The 26,600-nt window shown below is 58.9% G+C and carries 29 protein-coding genes; 12 read left to right on the top strand and 17 right to left on the bottom strand.

Annotated elements, in window-relative coordinates; all coding sequences use genetic code 11:
- Window positions 1-21: 21 nt before the first annotated feature.
- Complete coding sequence (locus E5K02_RS24795; protein ID WP_135399157.1) at window positions 22-510, bottom strand: hypothetical protein; 489 nt, start codon at window positions 508-510, stop codon at window positions 22-24.
- A 917-nt stretch (window positions 511-1,427) separates the two neighbouring features.
- On the opposite strand from E5K02_RS24795, the gene E5K02_RS24800 reads away from it, so the two are divergent.
- On the top strand, window positions 1,428-1,688 hold the full coding sequence (locus tag E5K02_RS24800; RefSeq protein ID WP_135399159.1) for a hypothetical protein: 261 nt from the start codon (window positions 1,428-1,430) through the stop codon (window positions 1,686-1,688).
- A 352-nt stretch (window positions 1,689-2,040) separates the two neighbouring features.
- Window positions 2,041-2,502: a hypothetical protein gene (locus tag E5K02_RS24805; RefSeq protein WP_135399161.1), complete on the top strand. Its 462-nt coding sequence runs from the start codon at window positions 2,041-2,043 to the stop codon at window positions 2,500-2,502.
- Here the strand turns inward: E5K02_RS24805 and E5K02_RS24810 are convergent.
- Both E5K02_RS24810 and E5K02_RS24815 read right to left on the bottom strand, forming a co-directional pair.
- Window positions 2,400-3,329: a helix-turn-helix domain-containing protein gene (locus E5K02_RS24810; protein WP_135399163.1), complete on the bottom strand. Its 930-nt coding sequence runs from the start codon at window positions 3,327-3,329 to the stop codon at window positions 2,400-2,402. The two genes, E5K02_RS24805 and E5K02_RS24810, sit on opposite strands and share 103 nt — an antisense overlap.
- 63 nt (window positions 3,330-3,392) lie before the next feature.
- A complete protein-coding gene (locus E5K02_RS24815) occupies window positions 3,393-4,277 on the bottom strand; it encodes an SDR family NAD(P)-dependent oxidoreductase (RefSeq protein ID WP_135399165.1) in 885 nt (294 codons plus the stop codon).
- A 298-nt stretch (window positions 4,278-4,575) separates the two neighbouring features.
- On the opposite strand from E5K02_RS24815, the gene E5K02_RS24820 reads away from it, so the two are divergent.
- The gene (locus tag E5K02_RS24820) at window positions 4,576-4,875 is read left to right on the top strand and encodes a hypothetical protein (RefSeq protein ID WP_135399167.1); all 300 of its coding nucleotides are present in this window, start codon (window positions 4,576-4,578) and stop codon (window positions 4,873-4,875) included.
- Between the two features lie 222 nt (window positions 4,876-5,097).
- Here E5K02_RS24820 and E5K02_RS24825 read toward each other — a convergent pair whose 3' ends face one another.
- The 3 genes from E5K02_RS24825 to E5K02_RS24835 form a co-directional block, all read right to left on the bottom strand.
- Window positions 5,098-5,325 carry a type II toxin-antitoxin system Y4mF family antitoxin gene (locus E5K02_RS24825; RefSeq protein WP_135399169.1) on the bottom strand — a complete coding sequence of 76 codons (228 nt, stop codon included), beginning with the start codon at window positions 5,323-5,325 and terminating at the stop codon, window positions 5,098-5,100.
- Window positions 5,326-5,768: 443 nt separating this feature from the next.
- Window positions 5,769-6,254 (bottom strand): hypothetical protein, encoded by a 486-nt coding sequence (locus E5K02_RS25825; RefSeq protein ID WP_206026018.1) that lies wholly within the window; start codon window positions 6,252-6,254, stop codon window positions 5,769-5,771.
- Window positions 6,254-7,021: a ParA family protein gene (locus E5K02_RS24835; RefSeq protein WP_135399171.1), complete on the bottom strand. Its 768-nt coding sequence runs from the start codon at window positions 7,019-7,021 to the stop codon at window positions 6,254-6,256. The genes E5K02_RS25825 and E5K02_RS24835 overlap by 1 nt, the downstream gene beginning before the upstream one ends.
- 989 nt (window positions 7,022-8,010) lie before the next feature.
- Between E5K02_RS24835 and E5K02_RS24840 the strand changes: the two genes are divergently transcribed.
- Genes E5K02_RS24840 through E5K02_RS24855 form a run of 4 tightly spaced genes read left to right on the top strand, consistent with a single transcriptional unit; the run spans window position 8,011 to window position 11,894 of the window.
- Window positions 8,011-8,526 carry a BfmA/BtgA family mobilization protein gene (locus E5K02_RS24840; RefSeq protein WP_135399173.1) on the top strand — a complete coding sequence of 172 codons (516 nt, stop codon included), beginning with the start codon at window positions 8,011-8,013 and terminating at the stop codon, window positions 8,524-8,526.
- Window positions 8,527-8,574: 48 nt separating this feature from the next.
- Window positions 8,575-8,934, top strand: coding sequence for a DUF5712 family protein (locus E5K02_RS26115; RefSeq protein WP_206026019.1), 360 nt, complete (start codon window positions 8,575-8,577; stop codon window positions 8,932-8,934).
- Between the two features lie 29 nt (window positions 8,935-8,963).
- Window positions 8,964-9,611 carry a DUF5712 family protein gene (locus E5K02_RS26120; protein WP_262709888.1) on the top strand — a complete coding sequence of 216 codons (648 nt, stop codon included), beginning with the start codon at window positions 8,964-8,966 and terminating at the stop codon, window positions 9,609-9,611.
- A gap of 36 nt (window positions 9,612-9,647) precedes the next feature.
- Window positions 9,648-11,894 (top strand): type IV secretory system conjugative DNA transfer family protein, encoded by a 2,247-nt coding sequence (locus tag E5K02_RS24855; RefSeq protein ID WP_135399177.1) that lies wholly within the window; start codon window positions 9,648-9,650, stop codon window positions 11,892-11,894.
- A 117-nt stretch (window positions 11,895-12,011) separates the two neighbouring features.
- Here E5K02_RS24855 and E5K02_RS24860 read toward each other — a convergent pair whose 3' ends face one another.
- Both E5K02_RS24860 and E5K02_RS24865 read right to left on the bottom strand, forming a co-directional pair.
- Window positions 12,012-12,551 (bottom strand): hypothetical protein, encoded by a 540-nt coding sequence (locus E5K02_RS24860; RefSeq protein WP_135399179.1) that lies wholly within the window; start codon window positions 12,549-12,551, stop codon window positions 12,012-12,014.
- Between the two features lie 244 nt (window positions 12,552-12,795).
- Entirely contained in the window at window positions 12,796-13,194 is a 399-nt protein-coding gene (locus E5K02_RS24865; RefSeq protein ID WP_135399181.1) for a hypothetical protein, read from the bottom strand.
- 82 nt (window positions 13,195-13,276) lie between these two features.
- Here E5K02_RS24865 and E5K02_RS24870 point away from each other — a divergent pair, with 82 nt between their 5' ends.
- Window positions 13,277-13,894 (top strand): hypothetical protein, encoded by a 618-nt coding sequence (locus E5K02_RS24870; RefSeq protein ID WP_135399183.1) that lies wholly within the window; start codon window positions 13,277-13,279, stop codon window positions 13,892-13,894.
- A gap of 397 nt (window positions 13,895-14,291) precedes the next feature.
- On the opposite strand, the gene E5K02_RS24875 is transcribed toward E5K02_RS24870, so the two are convergent.
- The gene (locus tag E5K02_RS24875) at window positions 14,292-14,570 is read right to left on the bottom strand and encodes a hypothetical protein (protein WP_135399184.1); all 279 of its coding nucleotides are present in this window, start codon (window positions 14,568-14,570) and stop codon (window positions 14,292-14,294) included.
- 87 nt (window positions 14,571-14,657) lie between these two features.
- Here E5K02_RS24875 and E5K02_RS24880 point away from each other — a divergent pair, with 87 nt between their 5' ends.
- The gene (locus tag E5K02_RS24880; protein WP_135399186.1) at window positions 14,658-14,969 is read left to right on the top strand and encodes a hypothetical protein; all 312 of its coding nucleotides are present in this window, start codon (window positions 14,658-14,660) and stop codon (window positions 14,967-14,969) included.
- A gap of 465 nt (window positions 14,970-15,434) precedes the next feature.
- Here the strand turns inward: E5K02_RS24880 and E5K02_RS24890 are convergent, their stop codons facing one another.
- From E5K02_RS24890 to E5K02_RS24915, 6 genes are all read right to left on the bottom strand, one after another.
- Complete coding sequence (locus tag E5K02_RS24890; RefSeq protein ID WP_135399190.1) at window positions 15,435-17,135, bottom strand: PepSY-associated TM helix domain-containing protein; 1,701 nt, start codon at window positions 17,133-17,135, stop codon at window positions 15,435-15,437.
- Between the two features lie 4 nt (window positions 17,136-17,139).
- Entirely contained in the window at window positions 17,140-17,418 is a 279-nt protein-coding gene (locus E5K02_RS24895; RefSeq protein ID WP_135399192.1) for a hypothetical protein, read from the bottom strand.
- Window positions 17,419-17,420: 2 nt separating this feature from the next.
- Window positions 17,421-17,744, bottom strand: a complete 324-nt coding sequence (locus tag E5K02_RS24900; RefSeq protein WP_135399194.1) for a hypothetical protein — start codon at window positions 17,742-17,744, stop codon at window positions 17,421-17,423.
- A 5-nt stretch (window positions 17,745-17,749) separates the two neighbouring features.
- Complete coding sequence (locus E5K02_RS24905; RefSeq protein ID WP_135399196.1) at window positions 17,750-18,460, bottom strand: DUF4198 domain-containing protein; 711 nt, start codon at window positions 18,458-18,460, stop codon at window positions 17,750-17,752.
- Between the two features lie 141 nt (window positions 18,461-18,601).
- On the bottom strand, window positions 18,602-19,831 hold the full coding sequence (locus tag E5K02_RS24910) for a DUF4374 domain-containing protein (RefSeq protein WP_135399198.1): 1,230 nt from the start codon (window positions 19,829-19,831) through the stop codon (window positions 18,602-18,604).
- Between the two features lie 8 nt (window positions 19,832-19,839).
- On the bottom strand, window positions 19,840-22,173 hold the full coding sequence (locus E5K02_RS24915; RefSeq protein ID WP_135399200.1) for a TonB-dependent receptor: 2,334 nt from the start codon (window positions 22,171-22,173) through the stop codon (window positions 19,840-19,842).
- Between the two features lie 980 nt (window positions 22,174-23,153).
- Between E5K02_RS24915 and E5K02_RS24920 the strand changes: the two genes are divergently transcribed.
- The gene (locus tag E5K02_RS24920) at window positions 23,154-23,771 is read left to right on the top strand and encodes a recombinase family protein (protein ID WP_135399202.1); all 618 of its coding nucleotides are present in this window, start codon (window positions 23,154-23,156) and stop codon (window positions 23,769-23,771) included.
- Between the two features lie 196 nt (window positions 23,772-23,967).
- Complete coding sequence (locus tag E5K02_RS24925; RefSeq protein WP_135399204.1) at window positions 23,968-24,399, top strand: hypothetical protein; 432 nt, start codon at window positions 23,968-23,970, stop codon at window positions 24,397-24,399.
- A 203-nt stretch (window positions 24,400-24,602) separates the two neighbouring features.
- Here the strand turns inward: E5K02_RS24925 and E5K02_RS24930 are convergent, their stop codons facing one another.
- Both E5K02_RS24930 and E5K02_RS24935 read right to left on the bottom strand, forming a co-directional pair.
- On the bottom strand, window positions 24,603-25,052 hold the full coding sequence (locus tag E5K02_RS24930) for a hypothetical protein (RefSeq protein ID WP_135399206.1): 450 nt from the start codon (window positions 25,050-25,052) through the stop codon (window positions 24,603-24,605).
- Window positions 25,053-25,134: 82 nt separating this feature from the next.
- A complete protein-coding gene (locus E5K02_RS24935; RefSeq protein WP_135399208.1) occupies window positions 25,135-25,857 on the bottom strand; it encodes a hypothetical protein in 723 nt (240 codons plus the stop codon).
- Window positions 25,858-26,042: 185 nt separating this feature from the next.
- Here E5K02_RS24935 and E5K02_RS24940 point away from each other — a divergent pair, with 185 nt between their 5' ends.
- On the top strand, window positions 26,043-26,465 hold the full coding sequence (locus tag E5K02_RS24940) for a hypothetical protein (RefSeq protein WP_135399210.1): 423 nt from the start codon (window positions 26,043-26,045) through the stop codon (window positions 26,463-26,465).
- Window positions 26,466-26,600: the final 135 nt, after the last annotated feature.

Below are 26,600 nucleotides of genomic sequence, written 5' to 3' on the forward strand. Positions count from 1 at the left end.
GCGAGCCGTCGGTTGGCTTGCTCAGCGAAGCATCAATTTTTTGACGATCCAGTCTTCCGCTTTCTGGACGGGGAGGATCACCCCCACATAACACAGCAACAGGGGAATCCCCCCACCGGTTAACAGGATCTCGAGCCGTTCTGCTAGTACCGGTGCTCGGTGTATGCCATTGATTGTCCAGTCATCTGAAAACAACGCCGACGGGATGAAAATCAGGGGGAACAGCAGCAAGAACGCAATCAAGAAATAGTTCGGCGTAATCTTTAAGCGAATAGTGACCGGGTGGGATTGCGTAATCTCTGCTCTAATTGTGGGCATTGCCGGCAGGTTCTGCCGCGGGTAGGCATTGCGCAGAACAAAGCCCGAGCGAATCAGGTCGGCCGAGTAGTTATCGACCTGATAGAACTGCGAGTGCTGGCGCGTTGGGTGTAACCGGCTGAGCAAGGTTACGAGCTGGTCGTGGGTAAGGGCGGTGGTGTAAACCTTCGTATGGGTGAAGGGAAAAGTCATCGGTGGTGCGGGTTGGAAGGAGAGCCCTAATTAAGGCAGTTGTTTTGTGAACCACGCACGAAGACTCTTCACTAAAGGAGCTCGAAGCTTAACCAGTTGTTCACTGAAACGGTCCAATAAGGAAAACGCACAGTTGCCGTTATGGGCACTTTACCAGCCTGTGTCTGTCACCGCATTGGTACCATCCTGCACCATGGCAATGGGCTCATCAATGGCGCACGGGAACTGGGGTGCTACGCAGAGAAGCCGTGCAAGCAGCTTGGGCTACCGATTACAGAACCGGTTCTATAAGCCAGTGGCCGCGCGCTGTTGCTGCGCAAAGGCCCGGTCTTCCGGGGCCAGGATGGCCTACGTAAAAGTGGAGTAGCCTACCTCGCGCCGCTAACGCGCTTCACAGCTCTGCTGGTTGTCGACTCCATGCGCAGACAGGGGATTAAGAAGACCGGAGATTTAAGGGGAAGCACTGGTTCTATAAGGGGCTGCTATTCCGGGGAGAATCGTAGCGGAAAAACAGAGGCAGCGTTGCAAAATCCGTAGCTCAACAAGGAAGAAATTATGGCTTTAATGTACAACAGGGGCATGTTTTAAGGCTTTTCGCTAGCTTTGCCCCTCACCCTGATTGCCGAGTATGCTGGCCTTGAACTCCTCCGCTTTGCATAAATTCCCCTCGTCAGCAGACCTCGCTGCGGACTGGCTGCGCGGGGCTCACCGGCAGCCGCTGCCCATCCAGCAGCGGCCCGCCCTCTTCGTGGGCTCTCTGGCATAACGCTCCTTTCTGGCTGTAATCCGCCGGTCACGGCCCCACTCGCCATGCGTGAGGGGCTGCGCCGCTGATTGCCTGTTTCTTCTCCTGCCCGGCCCCATTCAGATGGCCGCAGGCGGGGCGTTTTCAACCCTTTCCGTCGAAGTCTTACCGTATGTCCGCGAGTCCCTCTTGCCGGTTCTCCCGCCTCTGCCCTACCGCGCAGGAGCTGATGATTCGGCTCATTCGAGAACAATTTATTTCCTGCCTATCCCTTTCCACCGAAGCTCCCGAATCGGCCTGGTCCCGGGCCATTGCCCTGGCTGACCCCACGTTTGTGTACTGCACCACCCCGGAGCCCACCATCCGGATTTGCCCGGACTCCTACCCGCAGCTGCGCGAGTGCCTGCGGCAGGAATTGACCAAACCAGCGTAGCTGAACTCCCTACCCTTCATCTGAAAGGCCGCCCAGACTTCTGGGCGGCCTTATTACTATGCCTGCGGGCAAAGAATCCCTAAGGACTGGTCAGCAGGACCAGCTCATCGCAGGTGCGCAGCTCCTGGCAAAAGAGGGCATGCGGCTCAGGCGTTGCAAACCAATAAAGTTAGCGGAAGTCACCCGCAAGGCCGAGGGCCACCAAGTGTATTTGAACACCGGGGACGACCGCGACGCGGTCTCCATCATCGCCTTTGCCAAAACCCGGGGCGGCGACGGCCATGGCCTGAACCTGGGCCAGGTGTGCCAGTAGCTGCGCGAGCACCTCGACGGCGCGCCGGCCCCGGCCCGGGTGTACGCCACCCCGCCCGATACCGCGCGGCTGAGCGGCCTATCCGTGGGCGACCCGGAGTCGGAGGCCCGGCAGGCGGAGGAAGAGCGCCGCACCCGGCTGATTTCCGAAGTGCTGGGCGTCAAGAAGGAGCTCACCGACCGCCGCTACCTGCACGGGCGCGGCATCACGGATGCCACGCTCGACAGCCCGGCATTTCAGGGGCGCATCTTCACCGCGCAGCAGAACGAACACTACAAAAGCCTGCTGCCGCTGCCTAAAAATGGCATCTGGGTGTCCCACCCCACCGACGACAAGGACACGCGTGTTCCCTGGCAGCGTCCGGCTAGCGGCGCCAGACGATTGCGGACTGGTCCGACTCAGGTGCGCTGGAAGGACTGCCGGAATGCCAGCGGCGAAAGGGCCGTCTTGGTTTTGAAAAACCGGCTGAAGGACTGCGGGTGCTCGAAGCCCAGGGCATAAGCCACCTCGCTTACCGACAAGGCCGTGGCAGCCAGCTTTTCTTTCGCCTGCTCGATGAGTTTGTCGTGGATGTGCTGCTGGGCGCTTTGGCCAGTGAGCGCGCGCAGCATATCGCTCAGGTAGCTCGGCGATACGTGCAGGCGCTGGGCCAGGTACTGCACCGTGGGGATGCCCCGGCCGGACAGGTCCTCGCTGCGGAAGCAGTCCTCCAAGGCGGCTTCCAGCCGTTGCAGCAGGTCGCTGTGTACCGCTTTGCGGGTCAGAAACTGGCGCTTGTAGAAGCGGTTCGCGTACGTGAGCAGCAGCTCAAGCTGGGCAATAACGACGTCCTGGCTGAATTCGTCCAGGCGGCTGGTCAGCTCTGCTTCCATCGTTTTGAAGAGGGAAAGCAGCAGCTCCTTCTCCTGTTCCGACACGTGCAGCGCCTCGTTGGTGGCGTAGGTGAAAAAGCCGTAGTGCCGCATCTTTTTGGCCAGAGGGTAGCTGGCCAGAAAATCCGGGTGAATCAACAGGGTGTACTGGCCGCAGGCCCCCACCTCCTGCTCCTCGGTGCTGCCGATAATCTGGCTGGGAGCGGCAAACAGCAAGCCGCCTTCGTCAAAGTCATAATACCCCTGCCCGTAGGTGAGCTTGCTGCTGAGCCTGGGCCGGTAGGATATCTTATAGAAGCTCAGCACATGCGACTGGTGCGCATCGCCGCTCTCCGCGGGCGTGTGGACGCCGTGAATGAGGCTAATCAGCGGATGTAGCGGAGCCGGCAAGCCAAAGTGTCGGTGCGCGTCGGACAAAGAAGCAAACCGCAGGGGCGCGTTTTCGGGCTTTTTCATGTTTTCCAATCAGTATGCCGGGCACCCGGTAGCTGCGCTAAACCACCCGGTGCCCGGGGTGGTTTAACCAACCGGGCTTTGGGCCGCGTTGGCCACGGCTGCCCAGGCTTCCCAGGTCGCCAGCCGCTCGGCGTAGGCCGTGCGCACCCAGGGCAGGTTGTGGCTGCCCAGGAACAGGCGCAGGGGCGGCTGCTCGGCATCGACCACGGCGAAGAGGGCCGGCGGGGTGGCGGCCGGGTCGCCTCGTTCCAGATTCCGCAAGTCCGCGAAAAACGCGTTCTTGAAGTCGGTGTACACGTCCAGGCCCGCGGCAAAGCGCAACGACTCGGGGCTGCCAAACTCGGTGGCGTAGGCCCCGGGCTCGATGATGGTGACCTTGATGCCAAAGGGGGCCACTTCAGCGGCCAGGCTCTCGTGAATGGCTTCGAAGGCCCACTTCGAGGAGCAGTAGGTGCCGATGACCGGCAGCGTGACGTGGCCCAGGTTGCTGGAAGTGCCCAGGATGTGGCCATGGCCCTGCGCCCGCAGCAGGGGCAAGGCAGCTTGAATGACGGAAACGGCCCCCAGCACGTTCGTTTCGTACAGGGCCCGGATGTCCGCCAGGCCCGCCTCCTCGATGGTGCCCACCAGGGAGTAGCCGGCATTGTTGAGCACGACGTCGAGCCGCCCGAAGTGCGCATGCGCCCGGGCCACGGCCGTTTTTACCTGCTCGGGGTTGGTCACGTCGAGCTCCAGCGTCAGTACATTGGCTCCGTATTTGTCGACAAAGTCGGCGATGCTGGCCCGTTGCCGCGCCGTGGCGGCCACCTTGTCGCCGCGCTGCAGGGCAGCCTCCGTCCAGACGCGGCCAAAGCCGCGGGAAGCGCCCGTAATAAACCAGATTTTGGGGACAGGGCCCGCAGCGGGGGCGGGGCCGGCTTGTCCGGCGGGATGCGGATGATGGTTCATAAAGGAGATGCGTTAGTGAACAGGACAAAGGTCTTGTCCTGCGGCCAGCGCCCCGTAGCCGGATTGCGGAAGTTTGTAGCGTAACTGAAGCGCGGGCCGCAGAAGGCCCCGGCGCCCGCCCTCCTGCCGCCCCGGCACGCTTACGCCCTTCTGGCTACCGCTCGGGCGGCGCGTCTACGCCAGGCCACTGCCAGGGGCAGCAAGAATTTTCCCGTCAATGCTGCGCTCCGCTTTCACGATACTGCGTAAATGAGGTACCTTATGCGCTCCAGGCTGTGCCTTTTTTAGCTTTCTGCCAATGTCCAAAGCTGCTGCCCCCACCGTTGCCTTCACTGAGCCCCTGACCAACCCCGCGCGCGTGCACCGGGTCAGTACCCTGGCCCAGCTGCTGGAAGTGGCCGGCACGCGCAAGCGCATCGTTGCAGCCTGGGGCGTGTCGGCCCGTACCTACGACACGCGCAAGCGCAGCCCGGGCACCTGCACCGTGGGCGAGCTGCAGCAGCTGGCGCGCGTACTACAGGTAGCAGAGGAAGAGCTGTTTGCCGTGGTGCGGGCCGAGGCAACCCAAACGGTGGACCAGGCAGCCCCAACGGCCTGACCGGCCCGGCAGCGTTTTTGCTCCTACGCCAGATCCAGCTGCGCGAACCGCTGCGCCAGCAGCGCGTGCAATGACTCCTGCAGGTCCGGGAGCAGAAAGCTTTAGGCAGTCAAAGACTCTCAGGCCGCCCTGGCCTAGCCCGGGCCGGGCGGGTGAGCGTGCCCGTAACCACCTTGTCGTCAATGCCGGCCAGCTGCCCGTGTCGATATACTTCGGCTTTTCTCATGACTGCTGGCTCAGCAGGTGCGCGCGGTCCAGCGGGGCCGGCGCCAGCTCGTGGCCAAACAGACGCAGCACCAGGTTGACCTTGTTCAGGCGCAGCGTGGCCTTGCCCTGCTCCAGCTCGCGCACGAAGCGCAGCCCCACCCCGGCTTTGGCGGCCAGATCGGGCTGGGACAGCTGCAGCAGCTTGCGGTGCTGCTTGACAAAGACGGCGAGTGAAGTGGACATACCTATACCCGCTCGGGGAAAATTCAACGAGTGGGCGTGTTTTAATACCTGAGCAGGTATAAAGTAGCATAATCAAATGATAATTATACCTGATCAGGTATAATCTACTCACAGCAAACACTTCACTTATTGGCTTGGACTGCGCGCCCACCAGTGGCAAAGCCAGCGCCAACAACACGGCCGCGTAGGTAAAAAATGCCACCAGCCAGAGCGGGCCGACCTGAGCCGGTGCCTGCTGCTGGGGGCGGATGATCAGCAGGCTGGTTTAACCGTTATACCAAACCTTTACCCAAGGCCAGGCTTGGGATGTGGCCCCTCCCCTCCCCTCCCCTCCCCTCCCCTCCCCTCCCCTCCCCTCCCCTCCCCTCCCCTACCGCCCCAAAACAAAAAGCAGCCCCGCAAGGGGCTGCCTTTTGCTCGATACCGTCCCGAAAGCCCCTGCCCTACTTGGCGGGCGGCAGCTTGCCGGTTTTGCGCAGGTGCGCGTCGTAGTGCCGGTGGGCGGCTTCCAGGTAGTTCTTGATGGTCGTGGGCGTGTCCGGCCCCGGTGTGGCCAGCAGCAGGCTCATCTTAATCTCCTGCACCACGGATTTAGCGATTTGGACCGTGTGCAGCGGCACGTCCGCTTCCGGCGCAGGTGCAGCAACCGCAGCCGGCTTCCGGCCCCGGGTAGCGGCGCGTATGGGCGCGGCAGCTGACGCTACCGGAGCCGCCGCGGCCGGCGCGGGGGCTGGTTCGGCCACAGGAGCTGGTGCCGGGGCAGCGGGAGCTACTACCGCGGCGGGGGCCGCGATGGGCTCTACCGGGGCGGGGGGCGTAGTCGCCGTGCGGGTGGCCTCCCCTCCCATCCCGGCCCGGGCCTGCTGGCGGGCTTCTTCGGGTACTTCAATGCGGCGGCGCGGGGTGATCTGTGGTTTCTCGAAGCCCATTACGATGCGGAGGTTGAGGCGGTAGATACGGAAGCCGCGGCCGTGGCGCGGCGGTCGGGCAGGCCCAGGCGCTCGATGAGCTCCTCGCATACGCGGCGGATTTCGTCGCTGGTATCCTTGGTGCCGCCGGCGTAGCGCGCCCAGGCCGGGTTGAGCAGGCTGTAGAGCGTGGAAGCCCGGGTGTAGGCCTTGCGGTGGCCCAGGTAGGAGTTGAAGCGCGAAAGGCCCAGCCCGTCGATGTAATCATCCATCTCCTTTTCCTCCCGCTGCCCGGCCACGCGCTTGGTGGGCAGGCCGTAGTACTGGAAGTCAATCTGCGCGTCGTCGGCCGCTTTCTTGATGGCCTCCAGGATGGTCATGAACTCGGCCGTGGAGGCCCGGTCCAGGTAATCCGATACCAGGGGCACAATTACCGCGTCGCAGGCAGTCAGGGCGTTGAACACGTCGTCCCCATCGGCCCGGCCCGGCACGTCGATGATAATCAGGTCGTAGGTGTGCTCGGGATTGTCGATGAAGTCAAAAATCCGACTTAGCTGCCAGGGGTACACGTCATACGGGTACTGGGCGTCGGGGTTGGTTTCGCGCAGCTTGGCGAAGTTGGCCGCGTCGACCTGCTCGCGGGTCTTGACAATGCTCTGCTGGTAGTCGCAGTCGAGCACGGCGATACGCAGCCCGTACTCGGTCGCCAGCGGGGCGGCGAGCACAAGGGCCAGGGTAGACTTACCGGAGCCCCCCTTCTGGGTGGCAAAGCTGATAACCTTGGACATACGTGGTGTGGGGTTGAGGGTGTCAGGAGTTACCGGTCACCAGAACCAGCGGGACCGTGAGCCAAATGTAGTAGAAAAGCAGAAATGCAGAACCCTATTATTATAGAAAAGCAGAAGTATTGTTACGCAAGAGAACAGAAGTGCTGTTATATAGGGATACAGAAGTGCAAGAAAATAGAATTGTTGTTGTGCAAGAATACAGGAATGCGTTTATGCTGAAAAACATAAATGTTATTATGCAGTACAGCAAAACTACTTTTCTGTTATTATATATAAATGCATAGTAACAGAAAAACATAAATATTAAATAATAGAAAAACATATTTGTAAAAATAATTTTCTGTAGATCTGTATTCCTGTATAATGGTTAATCTACAGGCGTACCTAGCGTAAGCTACAGTCAAACAACAGAAATGCATAAAAGCAGAATGTGCTGGCGCTGCGAGACTAGCCAGATGGACAGCAGTGCTACGAAAACAGAGCTGTAGAAACCCATAACAACAGAAAAGCATAACTACAGGAAAACAGAATCTTACGGCTGCCAAGCGGAGAGGTGAACCAGTGGGCTGCTTGTAACAACAGAAATATAGAATAGCAGAATTTTGCCGGCCTGCAAAGCTCGCAGATCATCCCGGGATGCCACCTACAGTGGTAGAAAAGCTGCAGGCATGGCGCCCAGGCAGAACGCTTGTCCAGCTGCCAAGGCTGTACCCGGCCATCGCTACGCAGCGCACGCTTACACAAAGCCATCAGGAAAAAAAGCACTAACGGCTAACACAACAACCCTCGGCTCCGTACTAGCTTTTTACTAACTTTTTGCTAACTGTTGTATAGCTTCAGCAAGAAGAATACCGCACTCCTATAGCTAACGCCCTGGCAGTGAGGCATATACCAATCAGCAGTGCTGATTGACTGACCAAAAGGGTAGTAAGTAGCTGAATAACAACAGAAAACATGGTCCGCAAGGCAACTAAACTGGAAGAGATACGATGAGCACGGAGCTACGCAAGCGGGTTACCCTTGACCGCAATGCCCACCGAAAAGCCGAAGCCGCCGCGGCCGCAGTCGGCGCCAGCCTGGGTGAGTACGCCAGCGCGGCCGTGGAATACTTTGCCACCCGGGGCCTGGATCCGCGCGAGACGGAGGCCCGCGAGGGGCAGCTCATCATGCAGCAGATAAAGAAGCTGGGGGACCGGGTCTTTGGGTTTATGCAGGAGCAGGAGCGCACGCTGCTCACGGCCATGCTGGAGGAGATGCTGCGCACCCGCATCACGCTGGAGCGGGTGCTGCGCCTGAATGAAATCCTGGTGGGCAACCTCAACACGCAGCTGGAAACGCTCAGCCAGGCACAGCTGCAACGCCAGCTGCAGGCCCTGCAGATGCTGCGTCCGCGCAACGAGGAGGCCGTGGATAAGCAGGTGAAAGAAGCCCTGAAAACGGCCCAGAACGCGGGGCTGGGTAAGCGCAGCAAGCCGGATGAAGCGGCGACCGGGCAGGGGCAATAGGCAAGAAAGAGCACACACTATGTGCAAGTAAAAACCTTTTACTTCCGGATGTACGTCAAATTAATCAACCCCAAAACACACGGCAAAGCAGCTTATACCAACACCGGCAGTAGTGCCCAGACGCTGCAATACCTGCAGCACGAAGCGGTAGGGGAGGGGCAGGAAGCTACGTTTTTCAGCGCGGAATCCAACGAGCTGAGCGCCGCGCAGCTGCGGCAATTTATCGACTCCAACGTAAAGGGGCTGCGAGCCACAAAGGCCAAATTCTACTCGCTGGTGCTGAGTCCAAGCGAGCAGGAGCTAGGCCATATCGGCAGCGATCCGGAAAAGCTCCGGGCCTATACCCGGGAAGTTCTGCGCATAAAAGCGCAGAACTTCCCGGGTATAGGCCCGGCGGCGGCCAGCTAGGCAGCCAGGATACCAAATGGGCCGCTATCCTGCACCAGGACCGCACCCACCGCGGCACCGACCCCGAGGTTAAAACTGGTATGGCGAAGGCGGGACAGAAGCGGGCGGGCTTGCAGGCCCACGTGCACGTGCTCGTCAGTGCCCGCGACGCAGGACAGAAAGTGACCCTTAATCCCGGCGGGCGCCGGCAGCGGTTTGATTTGATGCGCTGGCAGGCGGCCGCGGGCCGGCAGTTTGAGCAGCAGTTTGGCTACGTGGCCCAGGCCCACGAGAAGCTGCGGCCCAACATCCGGGAAAGAAGCCCCGCCCGCGACGCCGGCCGCCTGGTTAAGCTGGCCGAGCGCGTAGCCCGCATTAATCTGCTGGTACCCCGGGAGCAGCGCCTAGCGGCCGGGCGGGTGCAGGACATTGCGGTAGGCCGGCAGTTTGACAAGACCTTTTACCGCCTGCTGAGCCGGATCGAGGAGCGGGCCCGCGACGGACGTCCTATCGACAACGCCCTGCAGCTGCTCACGACCGGCCGGGAGCAGGCGGCCACTCCCCAGCGCCAGGCTGTCACTGCCCTGCACGCCCTGCAGCACCTGGTGCGCCGCAGCCAGGCTACCGAGCAGGAGCGCACCGAGCACGTGGCCCAGAAACCAGGGCGTCATAGCGCCGAGCTGGACCTTGAGATGTAGATCCGGTTCCCTCTGTTCCCTTTCCTTATCACTTGTATGCATCGTCAACCACCCCGGCCCGGAGCCAATATTCACCCCATACTGCTGCTGCTGGGACTGCTGCTGCTGGGACTGCTGGCTGGCGACTGGTACATATTACAGCACCCAGCCGAGTTGGCGGTTGCCCGCGCAGCGCAGCGTCAGGCGAACAGGGAGCCCGTCTTGACGCCCAGGCAGCGGCTGGCGGCGCGAATGGTCATGGTCCACCAGCAGCGGGCCGACGCCCGGCGCCGGCAGCAGAGCGCCCCGGCTGCAGGACAGTCGGCTGCTGAACCGGCTTGCGCTCAGGCCGGCGACCGGGTGGTCAGCAGGGGAGGGGCCGGCGGGGGCATAGGCTCCGCCGGGCAGGGGTTTACAGGCAAGCTGTTGGTAAAAGCGGGCCGGTTCTATGAGACAGCAGGTATCTACCTGCGGGGACTGCTGCTGCTGCTGGCCATCGGGCTGGTGTTTGGGCAGCCGGCGCCCCAGCGCAAACCCGGGGGGCGGGCGTGGCGCAAGTCCCTGCGGCCCCAGGCCGTGCGCATTGTGGCAGCCAGCTGCGCCGGGCTGTCGGTGCTCAGTACCTACGTACTGCTGAGCATGCCCATGTATGGGCCCGGCTTCATCCGGACGGGCTACCCGGTGGCAGCTGCGCTGGTGCTGGCCAGTGGCTTCGTAGTAGGACTGCTACGGGCGCTGACCAAAGACCCGGACTTCGGACTGAGCGTGGAGCGCAGGAAAATAGCAACCCCGGATGGGTTTAACCTGCCTACGGAAGGGGGGGGATGGGTGAACGTACCCAATCCCTACCGGGGCGTGCTCGTACTCGGTGGGGCCGGGGCGGGCAAGACCTACTCCATCGGTGAACCGGTGATTGAGCAGCTGGCGGCCAAGAACTTTGCCGGGCTCATCTATGACTTTAAGTTTCCAGTGCTGGCCGAAGCAGCGCAGAAGGCCCTGGAGCTGGCCGGGCGCCGGGCGGGTCCGCCGCGGCTATTGCCCAGCGGGGAGCCTGAGCCGGCGGTAGTATTGCACGTGATCAACTTCCGCGACCTGACCCGCAGTGAGCGGGTGAACCCGCTGCGGGCCCAGGACCTGCCGGTGGTGGCTTTCGCCGAGGAATATGCGCGGGCCATTATCAACAACCTCAACCCGGCCAGCATTCGCAAGATGGAGTTCTTCGACATCAGCGCCGTGGCTTACCTGACGGGCATCATCTGGTTTTATAAAAAGCACTTCCCCCGCTACTGCACCATTCCCCACGTGGTAGCCACAGCCATCCACAAGGACTTCAAGCACGTGCTCTCCATGCTGGAAACCGACCCCGAGTGCGCGGGCATGGTGCGCAGCATCGTGACAGCCGTCGAGCAGCGGGCCGAGAAGCAGGTGGCCGCCGTGGTGGGCACGCTGCAGGTAATTCTGAACCGCATCCATTCCCCGGAAATCGTGTGGGTCCTCACGCCCGACGAGGAGAAAGGGGAGGGGTTCTCGCTTAACCTGAACGACCCGAAGCAGCCCGCGCTACTCTGCATCGGCAACGACCCCACGCTGAAGGAAACCTTTTCGCCGGTGGTCAGCTGTATCATCACCGTGGCCATTAAGCTCATGAATCAGCAGCACAAGCACCGCAGCTACGTGCTGCTCGACGAGGCCGCCACGGTGTACGTGCCGGGGCTGGAGCTGCTGCCGGCCACGGCCCGCAGCAACAAGGTGGCCACCATCTACATGACCCAGGATTTGGCGCAAATGAGCGATGCCTATGGGCCTGACAAGATGAAGGTTATGGTCTCCAACCTCAACAACCAGTTTTTCGGCAAGGTCAACTCGCTCGATACGGCCAAGTTCATCTCCGAGCTCGTAGGCCGCGAGGACAAGCCGATGCACAGCACCAGTACCGGCAAAAGCCAGGGCGGGGCCGGCAGCCACGGCAGTCACAGCGCCAGCCTAAGCACCAGCTACCAGGAGCGCAACCTGGTGCGGGTGCAAGACGTCATCGGCCTACAGCAGGGCGAGTTTATCGGGCAGACGGTGGAAACCGGGCGCACCTTCTTCCAGGGCGTCATCTCCCGGGCCGATGCCACCCCGGAGCGGTTTCCGCTGCACCCGGTGGCAACCTTTGGAACCGCCGAAGAGGATAGTGTTGCTGTCCTGTCGCAGGTGGTGTGGGAGAACTACCGGCGGGTTCATCAGCAGGTACAAGAAACCCTGGCCCTGCATGTCAATACCTTAAATGGGGGCACAGGCAATGAAGGCCACCTGCCTTAAAAGATACGTACATGTCCACTTGCGTTAAGTCGAGCCGCTAGAGAATAGCTGTCCTACCGTTTGGCTGAACTGCATTCGTTTCTTCTTATACGCACTGAAGCACCTTGAGAACAAGAACTATTCGGGCCAGAAGTTACCCGGCAGGTTCGTGCGAATGCTGTCAAGGTGCAGAAGCACGAAGCGGGAGGCCCGGTGGTCAATACGATAGAGTCGGGAAATAGAATCAGTGTAGGAAACCTGGTTCGTGCCCCGATAGGCGTAAGAGGAGCGTTCCGTTTTCGTCAGCACTGTTGAGTCGTTGAGCACGAACCCTCGGGTAACGTCATACATATGGAAGTATCCCCCCTCCGTATAGGAGGAGCCCACACTCCCAGATAGGTACAGGTTAGCCGGCCGGTCGGGGTAGCCAATGACCAGGAACAGGCCGTTAAACTCGTCCGCGCCGGCATACACTACGTGATGGCAACTGGCCCGGGAACTGTGCAGCAACGAACGAACCTGACCACAGTAGAACGCGCCCCCGCCGTAGGTATTCCTGGCAGCGCTGTCCTCCAGCATGCTGCCAATGAAGTAGGCCCCCCGCAGTAGGCGCTGCTGGTGGGCAAAGGGAAGACGCAGGCTGTCCACCTCAAACGAAAACCCTGTGCGGTCTGTCAATTCACCGATGTCGAAGGTATCACGGGGTGTAAACAGCGACCCGTGTGACGGACAGCGTTGCGCGACGGGGGGAGCGGCTTGGCAGCCGCTTAGCAGGACCAGTGCGCCCCCCCAGTACGGGAAGGTTCGAGCGGAAATAAACGAAAGGGAACACATACTTCGGGCTATGAACGCAACTAGGGGTGGGCTAGCTGGGCAATAATAAGCTGGTTTCGCTAGAATCACCGTTTAATTGAACGCCAGGCTAGGCATTTGTGGGTGGAGCCGGGCGGTGTGTGCGCAAAGTGGGTAGCAGCACAAACATGGCCACGATCCGGGAGCCATAAAACGCTACATAGGCCAGTGCCGTCCATAGCGGGGTGTGCAGCAACGGCAGTAGGGTCGTGCGATAGTTCGCCAAGGCGTAAAGCACCGTGGCACCTTGACCGAGTACAAACAACCATTTAACCAGCGTCACACCGCGGCGAATAGCGTAAGCAAACCCGGCAAACAGCAACAAGCCCAATAGAAGCGTACCCAGCGTTGCAGGCTGGTGAAGCGATGCACGCATCCTCCATGCGCTATCGACCACGGCTACCGCGAGGCCAAAGAACAGAATATTCGAAGCCAGCAGTTCATGGCGGCGTGGCGTATGGGCGTCCATAAAGGTAAATTCAGGGGTTATCCAAAGATAAGTCACAGGTTTGCAGCACCACCGGTTAGGTGAACGCTCTTACCTTAGAGTGATGGAAGAAACTGTCCTCCGCTTCACCGGTGCGCCCACTTGGAAACAGTCGTACTGGGCCGACATGCTGGTCGAATGCCCAAAGTGTGCACACGCCGCATTGATTACGGCCAATGTTAGGGCCCGTGACTTCCGGTATCTTCCCAACAGCACGTTGGCGTGTTCCCACTGTGCCTACACCGAAAGGGCCGCAGACGCGGTGGCCTACCGCGTGTCTATTAAAAGGAATTGCGACACCTGCGGCAAGGAAGTCGCCACGGTGATTCCCCGGTCGAGGCAGAAAGTGGATACTCTCGCCGTTGTGTGCCCCCACTGCGGCGTCACGCGCACGTACCAGCCCCGAAACGAAGCCCACCGGCTGACGTACCAAGCGTCCGGCCCTGGGGTAGACCCGATTTTCAACTTGCCGTTGTGGTTGCAGGCGGACGTCAAAGGCCAGGTGTTGTGGGCCTATAACCGGTCCCATCTGAACGACATCAAGCGGTACGTTGCCTCGCACTTGCGAGAGAGAAACATCGCGGGCCATAATACCATGGTAGAGCGGTTGCCCCAATTTATCAAAGCGGCAAAAAACCGAGAAGCGGTACTCAAGGCTATCGAGAAACTAGAGCGCCGGTAGCTGCTAGAACCACCATTTTCGTGAACGCAGTTTACCACTTGAACAGGCTCCAGAACCCCCGTTTCTGTGGGCTCTCGCGGTTGGCCTCTCCTGCATAGGTGGAATCATTTGCAGGTACACATCGCCCTCATACAGCACCATTTCTAGGCTTGGATCGGCCAAGTGCAACTTCCAAGCGAACTCTTCGGCATCCGCGAAGGAGTCAAAGTAGCGATAAGGCGTAGGCGTTTCTACCTCCTCCGATGATGGCCGCGTGAAAACTGTTTTGGCATCGGTATTCATCACGTGCCCCGTGGCGCGTAGACAAATCAGTACTTTGTATGCGGAACTCATGGTACTAAAGTAACACCTATATGAACCCTGGTCTACCTTGTAGCCCCTATGCGTAAACAGCCCTCTAGTCCTGAAGTGGCTCGTTTATTAAATTGATTAAGGGTTCCAGCCACATGCCATAGGCATTGATTTCGCCGTTGGTGATACCTTTGATGCACAACAGGTCCTCCAAGGCATCTAGGATGGCCTCGGCTTGGTGCCGCGACAGGAGAAGCTCCTTCTGGTGGTGCGGAAGGTCGCTAGGTTGCTGAAGGAAAGTGGCCGAGGCATCCTCGCTTAAGGCGAGCACCAGTTGCTTGTAGGAACTGGCATCTAGAACGAGGCGAAACGGTGCGGACATCATTCGAGCTTTTTGGAAGGCAAAAATTACGCTCCTTTCGCTAGAACCACCCTTTCGCTGAATGCAGCATAGCGTTACCTTTCACTTCTTATGCATGATTTGCAGCGAGTACGTAGCTGGGTTGAAGCGGGCAAACAAGTGGGAAAGTGCTTCACTTTCGTCCGGAATGGCGTGACCTATCGGTCCTCTGTGGCGGTTCAGAAATGGAAGGATGGATATAAGCTGTATGTAGACGAGATTGAGGAGGAGTACATACAAAGTGAAGCCTATGAGCGAGAGCAGGTCATTTTCAAATGCAGCCTTTCTGAGTTAGAAGTCTTAATAAAAGACACGACCTCCCTGACGATTGAACAGTTGGCCCCGCTTAAAGGACAAAAGCTATTCAATCCTGCGTTTGACTAACCCTCGTTGAGATTTCGGACCGTTTGAGTGAACAATAGGTCGATGTGCTCTTGCATAGCCCTCCTTGGCGTTACTGCGATGGCGGATTTGAAAGGCCCTCGTTTAAGAGCGCTCCTTCAGGAAGCTGTTGCGTTTAACGCATCAAGCAATTCCGTCATCTTGTCAAATCCTTTGGCGCTCAGGCTTCGTTGGGCAACTGACGCATTCTTAGGCGCAAAAAGCCACTGGTTGTACCCACACCCCACGTTTATGGTCCCGACGAGTTGGCGTTTCTCTTCAATGAGGAAGCCGGCATCCAGTTGAAAAGTGCCGTACTCTCCCCCCGCTGAAAAATGGGCCGTATCGGTGACCAATTGGCAGAGCAAGCGCGCCTGTTGGTTGGACAACTGTACCTTTCTGACCCCAACTAGGTATCGTCAGCGAGCAGTGGTACGCCCACCGAATGGCCTTTCGTTCAACTTTTGCTCAAACTACGACAGCCACAGCCTCCTGTTGGAGCACAGCTACTTCTTGGCGCCTGTTCATCTTCAGCAGCACTACGGCACTAATGATGGACAAGCCCAAGAAGAGCATATCTACGAACAGGATGTCAAATTGCCCCTTCGCGAAGGTGTTCCAGAACCAGTTGTCACGCACTACGCCGTCTAGCACCGGCACCAGGAAACACAGCCCCGCCGACAGCACAAGGCTCTGCCGGTTCGTTGAAGCAATATCGTGGCGGGCAATGAAGTAGATGCCCAATGCCAGCCAGGAGTAGAAATACCAGTGGTAGATATCCGCCTGCGTGGGCTGCTTGAGGAACAGCAAGCTGATCATCGTCAGCGCCGTGACGGGCAGCATACTCAGGCAAACGGCCAGGAAGATATTAGCCGTCCAAAAGTTGAACTTCCGTTCCCGCATCGGAGTGCTGTTTTTGTCGCGGGCCACCAGCCAGATCAGGATGCCGGAAAGGATAACTACGCAGCCCAGCAGGCCCAACACAAAGTACATGACGCGCAACGGCCGGCCGCCAAAATCCCCGAAGTGCAAGTGATATACCAAGCTGCGCACCTTGCTCACGTACGTCGAGGGCGCTGCTGGCGCCGTCTCGGACAGCACTTGCTGGTCGCGCACCCGATATACCAGCTTGCCCAGCCCCGAGAAGCTGGCCTCGGCGTGCGGGGCTCCCAGCACCACGACATGCATGTTGGCATCCTGGTAATTGCGGATAAGTACTCGGGTAATTTCGCTGTCTGCCCATTTCTGCTCCACCTGCGCTACCACTTGATTGAGGTTGAAGGGGGCGGCCAGTGGGGTGTAGGTGTACGCGTACTTGGTGTTGTCTGCGGTCTGCAAATCACTGTACAGCTGCTCACTGTCGCCGTTGTAGGCAAACTTGGTGAACGGCGCCAGCAGCACCGAATTTACAATGAGCACCATGCCGGTAACGGCAAACAAGAACTGAAACGGAAACTGGATCATGCCTAGCCCGGTGTGCAGGTCTGTCCACACGGTTTTCCACTTTGCCCAGGGCCGGAACGTGAAGAAGTTGGAGACGATTTTGTTCCAGTGCAGCAGCAGGCCGGTAATGAGCGCAAACAGGAACATGAACGAGACGATGCCCGCCAGCAGGTAGCCGAACGGGGCCCCCAGATTGATGGGCAGCCGGATGGCGTTCAGCGGCGCCAGAAAGTGCAGCCGGTACAGGAATTCGCCCATATCGTAGTCCTTCTCATAGTCCACTTCCTGCCGGTGGGCAAAGTCGTAGGTGAAACTAGCCACGTCTTCGTCGCCGCCCCGGCCGCGCCCTCGGCCGCGCTTTTTAGGCTCGCCGGCGGGGTTAGCTTTGGCTCTGGCCAGCGCCCGGGCTTTTCCTTCTTTGTTGACGATGCTGTCGTTGGAAGCCAGCATAGAGACGTACGCCCCGGTACCGTGCCGCTGCAGGAAAAACTCGATGTTCCGGCCTTTCAGCTGGTGGTGGCGCCCCAACGAGTCCAGAATGCCAGTGAAGTCGCGCGGCGTGGTTTTACGGTTGACGACGTACGAGCTGTTTTTCTGCCAGGCCGCAATGTCATCCTTGAAAAAGGCAAACGAGCCGGCAAAGAAAACGACGTAGAGCAGCACGCAGACAATGATTCCGCTGACCGTGTGGGTATGAAAGTAGATGTTGTACTTCCGGTTGTCCATGAGGCTAGGGAATCAGATAAGGAAGAGAAAATAGCAGGGTCAGGCCGATGTAGGTCGCCCACACTTTCCAGACGTTCCTGGCAATGAAAGCCCACAGCAGCAGGAAAGCCCACAGGATATAACCCGTGAAAAAGGCGGTGACTACCACGTTTTCGCGCGGGAAAATCGTTGTCAGCAGCAGGTGCAGGCTCAGCATCACCGCATAGCCCCCGACGGTACCCGCCATAATCTTGGAAAAGCGCAGCCAGGGCGACTTGGTGAGGTATTTGGTATTGGCGGGCATCTTCAGAAAATCAATTCCAGGCCAAGAAAAACGGCGTACAGCAGCAGCGAATACCCGGTCAGGTAGCGAAAAGGCGTCAGGGTTACCACCAGGCTCCCCACCCCCATCAGCCCGACAAGCCAGGCGCTCAGGCCCGTCATCCAGCCCAGCTGCCGCCCGAACAGCAGCGCGGCAACGGCCAGCAGTGCCGCCCCGATAAGGCGGGCCGTCCGGGGGCGGCGGGCCACGTAAGCCGGGTAGCCAGCCAGCGGCAGCTTCACTTGGGGCGAAGCCAGGTACCACAACTGAAACGCCAGCAGCAGCAGCAAGAATAAGGTGCTGAACATGGGGCCTAGTTGATTAGAATGCGGGTGGTGGAGCCGTGCCAGGAGTGCGTGTACTTCTGCTGGTTCCACTCCCCGGCTTCCGGCTGGTAGTCGGAGGCTTCCAGCACATAGCTGCCTTTCAGGCGCGGCGTGAAGGTCACTTTGCCGTTAACGTCGGTCTTCATGGTCTTCACCCAGCCTTCCGGCGACATCAGCTCCACTTTGCCCTCCTGAAAGGCTTTGCCGTCTTTCCACACCTGCACTTCCACCGGGTCGTTGGCCTTGTAGGCTTTGGGTTGCACAAGCACGAAAAGCGCCGCCGCAGGAGCCGCTACTACCGCCGCTTTGCCCACCAACACCGGCGCAACGGAGGAAAACGCGTATTTGGTGGTGCCCCCCAGGTCCTTGGTCGTATGCGTGGTGGTGAGGTAGTACACGCCGTCCTGGCTGGGCGTGAACGAGCCGACTAGGTGGGTAGTGGCATCGGTCAGCGTCAGCTTGGTGCGCTGCTGCCCCGGGCCACTCACCCACACGTCCAGCGTCTTCAGGTCGGAGTACCATTTTGCGGTCGGCTCCAGTTCGCCTTCCGGGTATTCGCCGTAGAAAATCTTTACTTCGTGCGCTTTGTTTTTGGCTGCCTGCGCGCTGGTTTCAAGCCAGATAGCATGCGCATCGGCAGTGTGCGGGCCTGCCAGGCCCACCGCTACTACTGCCAGAAAAAGGAGGATCGTTTTCACCCGTTGAAAGCTACTGTTACTCGTTGTCAGAACGTTTTCCAGGCTGAATCCCGACCCCAGACCAGCCTACAGCCGGAGGGTGCCGGACCATGGGCTGGGCTGGGCTGGGCTGGGCTGGGGCCGGGCTCGGCGGGAAGGTGCTTATTCGCTGGCCAGGTACTGCACGGCCGTGATGGTGCCCCCTTCTACTTTCAGACCCTGGGTAGCCGTCTTGGCAGTAGCGTCAATCTTGTAAACGTAGCCAGTGCCGTCCTTCAGGTTCACGCCGAGGTAGGCAGTTTTGCCGTCCTGCGGGGAGTAGTTATTGGTGGTCAGGCTCTTGATGTCCGCCTTGGTTGGTAGGCCGGTGACGGGCGCATATGTTTTATCCACCACGTTCAGGATGCCCACGTTCAGGCCAGCGGCGTAAGCTCCTTTCTCAGCGCGGGTGGTGGCACCCACCAGGTAGTTGTTGTTGCCCAAGTACAGCCAGTTGGTGATGTTCATCCCGCCGCTGGCTGCTTCGAAGTCCAGCAGGTAAGTACGGTCAAACTCCGTGGTGCCGGCCTTAATGCGCGTAACGGCCGAGGGCCGGGTGGACGTCAGCGTGGTAGCGGTACCGGTGGTCTGGGTGGCTACCGAGGAGGAAAAGGCGTACACGTCGCCGTTTTCCGCCACGTTTAGCCCGTCCGTGAAGTAGCGGCCGATGAAGCTGGTGCGGTTGTCACGGATAATTTTTTCCAGCCGCATGTCGGCGTAGTTGAACACGGCAATCCACGCGCTGTCGGGGCGGGTCGTGCTGAAGTTCGAGCCACCGATGCAGAAATACGGCGCGTATACCTTGTCGCCGACCTGCTTGAGCCAGCTGAAGTGGGCCAGCTCGTTGTTGCGCGCTATGTTCAGCGTGTTGGTCGTGCCCTCCGCCGAAATCTGCAGGCTATTGGTGCTGACCTTATACCAGTTGGCTATTTGCGTAGTAGCCGGGTTGCGAGGAATCTTGAAGAGCAGGATGTCGTCCTTTACCGGGGCAAATGCCTGCACGGTTTCAGTCTGGAAATTCGTCAGCTTGGCCAGCTTGCCGCTTTTGTTGTTGTAGGCCGTCACGGCGCCGGGGTTGCCCTGGCCGTAGAGCATGCTGAAAAATTTGCCCTTGTGCGTGACGTAGTAGCGGTAGGTCCCATCCTGCTCCACGCCGTTGCCCGCCGTCGAGATGACGCCCGACTCCAGGGTGCGCGCATTCAGCAGGTAATCGGCCACCCCCGTGGAGGCTGCTGGGGTGACGGTCAGGATGTAGTCCCCGACATTATCCGGAGTAGGTTGTTTTTCATCTTTGCCGCAGGAAGCAAGCGTGGCCGCTACGAACAGCGTGGCGAGGGTAGTTTTGATGTGCATGGCAGGCGTTACCAGTTATTTGATTGGGAGAAGAAGCAGCGTAAGTTGACGTAGAAAGCCCGGCCCGGCTTCTGCAGGCTGAAGTTGTCGTAGAGCAGGGCGTTGGCGATGTTGCGGCCTTCCACGCCGAGATTATAGCGGCCGTTTTTCAGGCTGTACACCACATTGATGTCGTGGCTGATCTGCTGCGGAATGTTGAGCTTGTCGCCGCCGCGGCTGGGCCAGTAGAGGTAGAATTCGTGCACGTAGAGCAGGTTGTAGCCGAGGGTGAGGCTGTTGCCTTTGCCTCCCAGGTCGGGCAGCAGCAGCGAGGCGTCGGCATTCCCGAACAGGTAGGGAATATTCGGCATCTGGTCCTGGTACACCGGGCTCACGCCCGTGAAGCCCGGCTCGTACTGCTGCATGTTCTGCAGGTACTGATAGGTCAGCGTCGCGCCGGCCGAGAAGCGGTTTTTGTGCGAGTAGCGCACTTCCCCGTCGGCTCCTACCGTCCGCACCCCGTCGCGGTTATCAGCCACCAGCCGCGACTGGTTGTTGTTCAGGCGGTTGTAGATGAAGTTGGTGGAGTGCCGGTACACCGCGTTGGCCGTCACCAGAAACCGGTCGTCCTCCGTGAGTGGGAAATTATAGCTCAGGCCCAGGTTGACGTTGTTGCTTTGCTCCGGGCGCAGGCTGGGGTTGCCTTCCTGATTTTCTACGTCCCCGAAAATCTCCGTGGCCTCCGGCATCCGGTTGGTGAGTTCGTAGGAAGCCTTAAGCTGCAGGTCTTTCGTGAAGAAGTACGTACCGGCCACACCGTAGCCCAGCTTGCTGGTCGTCGCCTTCGCCTCTGCCGCCGATACCACATTGCCTTGGGTGATGTACTTACCAAAAACCGATGCGCTCCACAGCTCGCTCACATTGTAGGAGTAGCCCAGGCCAAGCACGTTTTTCTGCGTTTTCTGAGGCCGGTCAACTGACGTCGGATTCAGGGCGTCGGAACCTTCCCGGTCAAAGGTGTTGAACACGTTGCTCACGGCAATGGCCTGTTGCTCGTTGAGGCGGTAGTTGACCATGGCGGTGGCCAGGCCGTTGTGGTTGCGGTACTTGTAAAGGCTGCGCGCCCGTTCTCCGCTCGTGCCGTTGCGCTTGTAGTTGCCCAGCCAGTCGTAGCGCACGTTCATCGTGTCGATGTTCTGCTCGCGGCCCAGGTTGTAGTTGGCATTGAGCGTCACATCCAGCCCCTTGAGGAGGTCGTCCTTCTTGTACTTCAGCGTAGGCATCAGGATAGTGCCCCGGCGGTGCCAGCCCCCAAACACCGATACCATGCGGGCCCCGGTCTGGATTTCCTTGTAGTTTTTGCCGGCGGTTATGCCCAGCAGCAGCTTGTCCGCGTAGCGCTTGTCCACGACGCCGACACTGGCAATCAGGGTTTCGTTGTGGTACGTATCATGAAAGCGGCGCACCACTTTGCCCGGCTCATACGCTCCGGTGTTGATGTCAGCGGCGTCTACGGTTACTTTATAGTTGTTGTCGGAGTAGTTTTGGAAGGCGCTGATCTGCGCCGTCAGGCCCCCTTTCGACGTCACGGCCGCGTTAACGACGCTGCGGTGCGTATTAAACGAGCCGTAGGAGTACGAGGCGTCGATATAGTTGCGCTGCCGGTTGCCGGTTACGATGTTGATAGCTCCGCCCAGGGCATCCGACCCCAGCCAGATGGGTACCACGCCCTTGTACACCTCAATGCGCTCCGCCGCGTTGATGGGAATGTTGTTGATCTGTAACGAGGAGCCGAACCCATCCATCGGGATGCCGTCGATGAAGTACCGGACGTGGTTGCCCGAGAAGCCGTTGAGCGACAGGTTAAAGTTGGACCCAACGCCCCCCGACTCCCGCACCCGGATGCCGGCCACGCGGTCTAGCGCCCCGGCCAGGTCCAGGGTGGTATTGTAGAGCTGCTTGGCATCCACCGCTGTGACGTTGAACGCCTGGCGGTTGGTTTCCTGCACGGCGGACCGACCGACCACAGTAACCCCCGTCATAGCTACGGAAGCCTCCTCAACGGGTATGGTAAGTGCCGTCTCCTGGCCTGCCGAAACCGAAATGGAGCGCTGAACGGGCTTGTAGCCAATTCCGGTAACCAGCAGGATGTAAGAGCCCGGTGGAACGTGCAGGATGGTAAACTCCCCGGCCTGATCCGACACCGTCCCCAGCGACGTATCGACCAGCCGTATAGTAAGAGCTGGGCTGACCTCACCGGAGCTGAAATGAATATTTCCTCGAACTGACCCTAGAGTCTGGGCCCGAGACACAATACTGTAGGCACATAGTAGTACCAGCAGCAATATTTTCTCAATTTGCATTGCTTTTCGACGTCCCTGTTTGAAAGCACCCGGTTCTCTGGGTTGAGCCTCATAGTTGGCGCTATGAGGCTCTTTTTTTTGCAAACATACCCTTACTTAGATTGATTACAAATAACTGAAGGGGTTTATTTAGAATTGCTACAAATACCCACGGTGCTCAGTTGGTATGGCGCGCTGACTTAGTTAGGGCGCAACAGCATCCAGATCATACAAGTAAGTGCATATCGTATGCCCGGCAGTTCTGCTTTATTGTCCTGGACTTGGGCATTGACATGACAACACGAGCCGGGTGGCTTGCTGGACATTCTTACCACGTTGGCTGAGTACTGCAAAGGGCTCGTTTTGCTTTCCGACCGTTTTAATGAACACAATGCGGATTTATGCGACAGGGTAATCCTAGCGAATTTTTCGGGGGCGTACCCATAGTTGGGTAATGGAATCCCCTCGGATGAGATAATAATTTTCGTTTGTCCCGAAGCGCGGAATGGCTAACGCTTCTATACCCATAGAATCCTGCCGCAGGATGCAGATAGCGTTCGCGAAAAAAGGCTCTCGTGCGAAAAGGGAGTCCAGACGAGGCTCTTGCCGCAGCTTATGGCGAAAGATGACTGCATTGGTATAGGTGGCCTCATACTCTACGCTGCCCCTTTCAGGGATTTCTCTTCCGGTGCCGGTAGGTGCTCCTTGCCGGTAGGTCGCTAGGCCAAATCCTGCTACTAGGCCTAGCAGGAGAGCCCCAATAATCCGCCAGGCAGTTGCTGAAATAGTCATTTTTCACGGTAAGTCCTTAGCAGGCAAAGCTAGTGTGAAGCCTAAGCCTAAATAACGCTCGTTTGCCTAAACTGCGAAACGAGATGCTGGCCAGCGGTTGCTAAGCCTCCAGTGGGCTGTCCGCTGCGGTGCGTGAGTTTACGAAACCCGTTCACCTTTCAAAGTTCACGAAATGCTACTTTTTAACGAGTTTCCTAAACTCCATTTTCATGAAGATTGGCTACGCCCGCGTCTCGACCCGCGACCAGAACCTCGAACTGCAACTCGATGCCCTGACCCAGGCGGGGTGCACCCTTATTTACCAGGAGAAAGCCTCCGGGGCCTTGGCCGCCCGCGTTGAGCTCGACAAGCTGCTGGCCCAGTTGCGCCCGGGCGACACGGTGTACATCTACAAGCTTGACCGGCTGGGACGCTCGCTCAAACATCTGCTCGACCTCGTGGCCGACCTGCAGCGGCGCGAGGTGGGCCTGGTCTCGCTGACGGACGCCATTAACACGAACTCAGCCCAGGGCCGATTGGTGCTGAACCTGTTTGCCTCGCTGGCCGAATTTGAGCGTGAACTTACTCGCGAACGTACCTTCGCCGGGCTAGCCGCCGCCCGGGCACGAGGTCGGGTAGGCGGGCGCAAGCCGGGCTTGTCGGAAGAAGCTCAGCGCACGGCCTTGGCCGCCGAAACCCTCTACCGGGCCCAGCAGCTGAGCACCGACGACATGGCCCGCAGCCTGCGCATTTCCAAGGCTACCTTTTACAAGTACCTGCGCCATCGCGGCGTCCCCCTCACGCCCCACCGCAAGGCCGAGGAGCAAGTGGCACCAACCACCATTTAAAATAACGAGCGTATTTTTAGCCCCCACCCTGACCCCGCGCACCTGCTGTATGCCCGCCCGCAAGCCTACTATCCTGCAAGAACTGCGCACCGCCCTAAACCGGGCCGCATCGGAGGGGAACGACGCCCTGGCGGCTGAACTCTCTTCGATTCGGCATGCAGTTCAGGGTAAGAGAAGCGCGCTCTCCTTAGTGCCGTTGCTGGAGACAGCCACGAGCCGTATTACCCAAGCCTTCGTCGCTGAAGTCCTGGGCGCGGCCGGCGACAAGCGCGTGCTCAAGCCGTTGATGCGGGCCGTGGCCCATCCTGCGAATGTGCGCTACACCTCACAGTTGCTGTGGGCCTGCTCCCGCTACGATTGCTCGGCCCACCTAGCCTTTTTCGTTCGGTTCCTATTGACCCGCGCGGAGGCCGACGAAGGCATGATGTGGGCCATGGCCGTCATCGAAAACATGAAAGGCCCCTTTGCGCCGGCGGCCGTCAAACGGGCCATTGCCCAGTTGCTTCGTCCCAAGCAACAGCTCCTGTCAGCAGACACGCAAGCAGAACTCTTCCGCGTGCAGGCCGCCTACGCCTTGCTCGACAGGTATTTTGGCCAAGTCGACCAAGACTGGAAAAAAGAATTGTAGCGTCTTCTAACAATTCAGCCAAACGGTCGTTTGAGCAGCTGTTCTCAAGCTACTCGACTTAACGTAAGGTGACTTCTCGGACACATCTCCCCCTAGTACTAGTCCCGGCGGTTGGGCAAAATTGCATTTGCGCTGAGCAGCAGTGGCTGAACGGCTCGCCTCCCCGGTTGGTGCGGCGAGCAGCAGGTGGCGGGTGGTGCTACTCACAAGCGGAGATAGCCACAGCGGTGGGTTTCGGGCAGCAAGCGGTTGAGCTCCTGAACCAGCGCGTTGAACCACGGGACCTGACAGCCGCTGATCTCGGTGCGCTTGCGCCGGGTGCCTTTCTGAATGATCACGGTGTAGCGCGCTTCATCGGAGTTGGTCGTCGCGCACTGGTACTCCGCACGAATGGTCGACAAATAGGTGTGGTTCACGGCGGCCAAGAGCTGGTTGCGCTCGCGCGGCGTGAGCGCCCGCCGGTACACCGAGTCCGGGCATGGGTTCAAATTGAGCCACTGCACCATCAGCGAATCGGCCGTCACGGTGTACTGGTAAAAGCCCAGGAAGTAGCTGTTCTGCAGCTGCAGCCAGGTCACGCGCTGCGGAGCTGACTGAGCAGCCAGCGGTGCGACCCGGAAAAGTGCCCACAGGCAGAACAAGACACGCCACATACGCCGAGGTTTTAGGCAAACATAACGTTTACCACTCCTTTCGCTACCTAATTGTGTCTGAAGATTTGGTATTCAGAGAAGGCTAGCTCGGTTTTATTTTTGCATCAACTAGTGGAAGAGTCTCTAAGTAGGAGTGCTGCAGTAACGCCAGCGCCAGCGGAGCAGAACAGCCTATGACACTCCAGCTTACCCATTCTGCTTGATAGAGACACCACGCATGATCTGCGGCAAACATATAAGTAGGTAAGGCGTTGTCCCGTTGGTACACCGACAGCAGATCCGCACATATGCCCCGCTCTAGCCAGTCCACTGGCATATCTTCCGCGTCCCAGCGATAGTTGCCTTCCTCAACTGAGCCATGAAAAAATGTATCAGTCGTAGCCCCCAGCACCTGCACCAGGTGCTCGATGAAAGCTTCTTCCAGGGTCGGGCTGCTGCCTAAATTAGGTGGCCGTTCGCCGTGAAAATCACAGATGGCCTCCCAACTAACAGGCACCTGGGCTGGCATACCAGCTAGTGCGGCTGCCTCCCGATAGGTGATGCGCTCTACCCGTTCAGCAGGCGGCCCCCCTTGGTGAATTCCATACGTGTTCCAGAAGGCTACCCGGGCATTTAGATCCGCTACGGAGGTACAGGCGAACGAGTAGGACGCCAGCGGAATGCTACGGTCAATGCCTAGCACCGGGAAAAGCTTGACATACGCATCATAGCCTTGTGGTACTCCCAAGGAACCAGGAGCAGCCTCGGATACGGTAGGGGGTAGCCAACCAAGTTGGTCTGTTATTGGAACGAGAGTGAGGCTCATAGTAAAGGGCGTAAGTCAACAGTCTGCAATCTACGAGCAGGAGCTGATGTGACACTCTCGCAAAAGACTTATTGATAGGTCCTAATAAGCCGGCACTTATCAGGCCTTATAATTCTGGCTTAGCTGTATGCTGCGAATGGTCCAAAAAGAGAAAGGAGCGTTTAGATAAGACGTACTTTTGTCGAGTGACTAAACTCTATGTAGACATTGATGGCGTGTTGCTCACAGCCAAGCATACCCGCCCGGCCCCAGGCGTTGAAGAATTTGTAGTGTTCGTTACGCAGCATTTCGAATGCTATTGGCTCACGACACATTGCAAAGGCGACGGAACCGCGGCCCTTCGCTACCTCTCCACGTATTTGCCGGCAAGCAGTTTGACCCAACTAGGCGCAGTGCAGTCTACGAACTGGGATGCACTGAAAACTGAGGCGATTGACCTGGGTGCCGACTTCTATTGGTTAGAAGACCAACCTTTTCAGGCCGAAATAGCGTGCCTGGAAGCAGCAGGTGTAGCCGACCGCTTGCTCGTGGTGGACCTGAGCACCCCTGAAGCGTTGCGCCAGCTGCAGGAAACCTTGCGCCAAGCCTTGCAGAAGCAACAGCCCTAAGTTCAGGAAAACGGTGGTTCTAGCGAAAGGAGGATAGAGTAGTACCTGTAGTGGACACCCAAGATGAACTCTGCTAGGCAGCGTTGGCGAGCGGCCGCACGCTTACTTGATTTTCAATTCTGGAATCAGCGGGTC

Source organism: Hymenobacter metallicola (assembly GCF_004745645.1).
Taxonomy (GTDB): domain Bacteria; phylum Bacteroidota; class Bacteroidia; order Cytophagales; family Hymenobacteraceae; genus Hymenobacter; species Hymenobacter metallicola.

Excerpts from the sequence above, each read along its gene's own strand:
- E5K02_RS24895 (WP_135399192.1), bottom strand. The coding sequence starts at position 17,418 with ATGCCCGCCAATACCAAATACCTCACCAAGTCGCCCTGGCTGCGCTTT.
- E5K02_RS24930 (WP_135399206.1), bottom strand. The coding sequence starts at position 25,052 with ATGTGGCGTGTCTTGTTCTGCCTGTGGGCACTTTTCCGGGTCGCACCG.
- E5K02_RS24795 (WP_135399157.1), bottom strand. The coding sequence starts at position 510 with ATGACTTTTCCCTTCACCCATACGAAGGTTTACACCACCGCCCTTACC.
- E5K02_RS24820 (WP_135399167.1), top strand. The coding sequence starts at position 4,576 with ATGTCCAAAGCTGCTGCCCCCACCGTTGCCTTCACTGAGCCCCTGACC.
- E5K02_RS24915 (WP_135399200.1), bottom strand. The coding sequence starts at position 22,173 with ATGCAAATTGAGAAAATATTGCTGCTGGTACTACTATGTGCCTACAGT.
- E5K02_RS25825 (WP_206026018.1), bottom strand. The coding sequence starts at position 6,254 with ATGGGCTTCGAGAAACCACAGATCACCCCGCGCCGCCGCATTGAAGTA.
- E5K02_RS24865 (WP_135399181.1), bottom strand. The coding sequence starts at position 13,194 with ATGGACGCCCATACGCCACGCCGCCATGAACTGCTGGCTTCGAATATT.
- E5K02_RS24815 (WP_135399165.1), bottom strand. The coding sequence starts at position 4,277 with ATGAACCATCATCCGCATCCCGCCGGACAAGCCGGCCCCGCCCCCGCT.
- E5K02_RS24935 (WP_135399208.1), bottom strand. The coding sequence starts at position 25,857 with ATGAGCCTCACTCTCGTTCCAATAACAGACCAACTTGGTTGGCTACCC.
- E5K02_RS24910 (WP_135399198.1), bottom strand. The coding sequence starts at position 19,831 with ATGCACATCAAAACTACCCTCGCCACGCTGTTCGTAGCGGCCACGCTT.
- E5K02_RS24880 (WP_135399186.1), top strand. The coding sequence starts at position 14,658 with ATGCATGATTTGCAGCGAGTACGTAGCTGGGTTGAAGCGGGCAAACAA.
- E5K02_RS24835 (WP_135399171.1), bottom strand. The coding sequence starts at position 7,021 with ATGTCCAAGGTTATCAGCTTTGCCACCCAGAAGGGGGGCTCCGGTAAG.
- E5K02_RS24900 (WP_135399194.1), bottom strand. The coding sequence starts at position 17,744 with ATGTTCAGCACCTTATTCTTGCTGCTGCTGCTGGCGTTTCAGTTGTGG.
- E5K02_RS24875 (WP_135399184.1), bottom strand. The coding sequence starts at position 14,570 with ATGATGTCCGCACCGTTTCGCCTCGTTCTAGATGCCAGTTCCTACAAG.
- E5K02_RS24920 (WP_135399202.1), top strand. The coding sequence starts at position 23,154 with ATGAAGATTGGCTACGCCCGCGTCTCGACCCGCGACCAGAACCTCGAA.
- E5K02_RS24870 (WP_135399183.1), top strand. The coding sequence starts at position 13,277 with ATGGAAGAAACTGTCCTCCGCTTCACCGGTGCGCCCACTTGGAAACAG.
- E5K02_RS24890 (WP_135399190.1), bottom strand. The coding sequence starts at position 17,135 with ATGGACAACCGGAAGTACAACATCTACTTTCATACCCACACGGTCAGC.
- E5K02_RS24840 (WP_135399173.1), top strand. The coding sequence starts at position 8,011 with ATGAGCACGGAGCTACGCAAGCGGGTTACCCTTGACCGCAATGCCCAC.
- E5K02_RS24825 (WP_135399169.1), bottom strand. The coding sequence starts at position 5,325 with ATGTCCACTTCACTCGCCGTCTTTGTCAAGCAGCACCGCAAGCTGCTG.
- E5K02_RS24810 (WP_135399163.1), bottom strand. The coding sequence starts at position 3,329 with ATGAAAAAGCCCGAAAACGCGCCCCTGCGGTTTGCTTCTTTGTCCGAC.
- E5K02_RS24800 (WP_135399159.1), top strand. The coding sequence starts at position 1,428 with ATGTCCGCGAGTCCCTCTTGCCGGTTCTCCCGCCTCTGCCCTACCGCG.
- E5K02_RS24855 (WP_135399177.1), top strand. The coding sequence starts at position 9,648 with ATGCATCGTCAACCACCCCGGCCCGGAGCCAATATTCACCCCATACTG.
- E5K02_RS26115 (WP_206026019.1), top strand. The coding sequence starts at position 8,575 with ATGTACGTCAAATTAATCAACCCCAAAACACACGGCAAAGCAGCTTAT.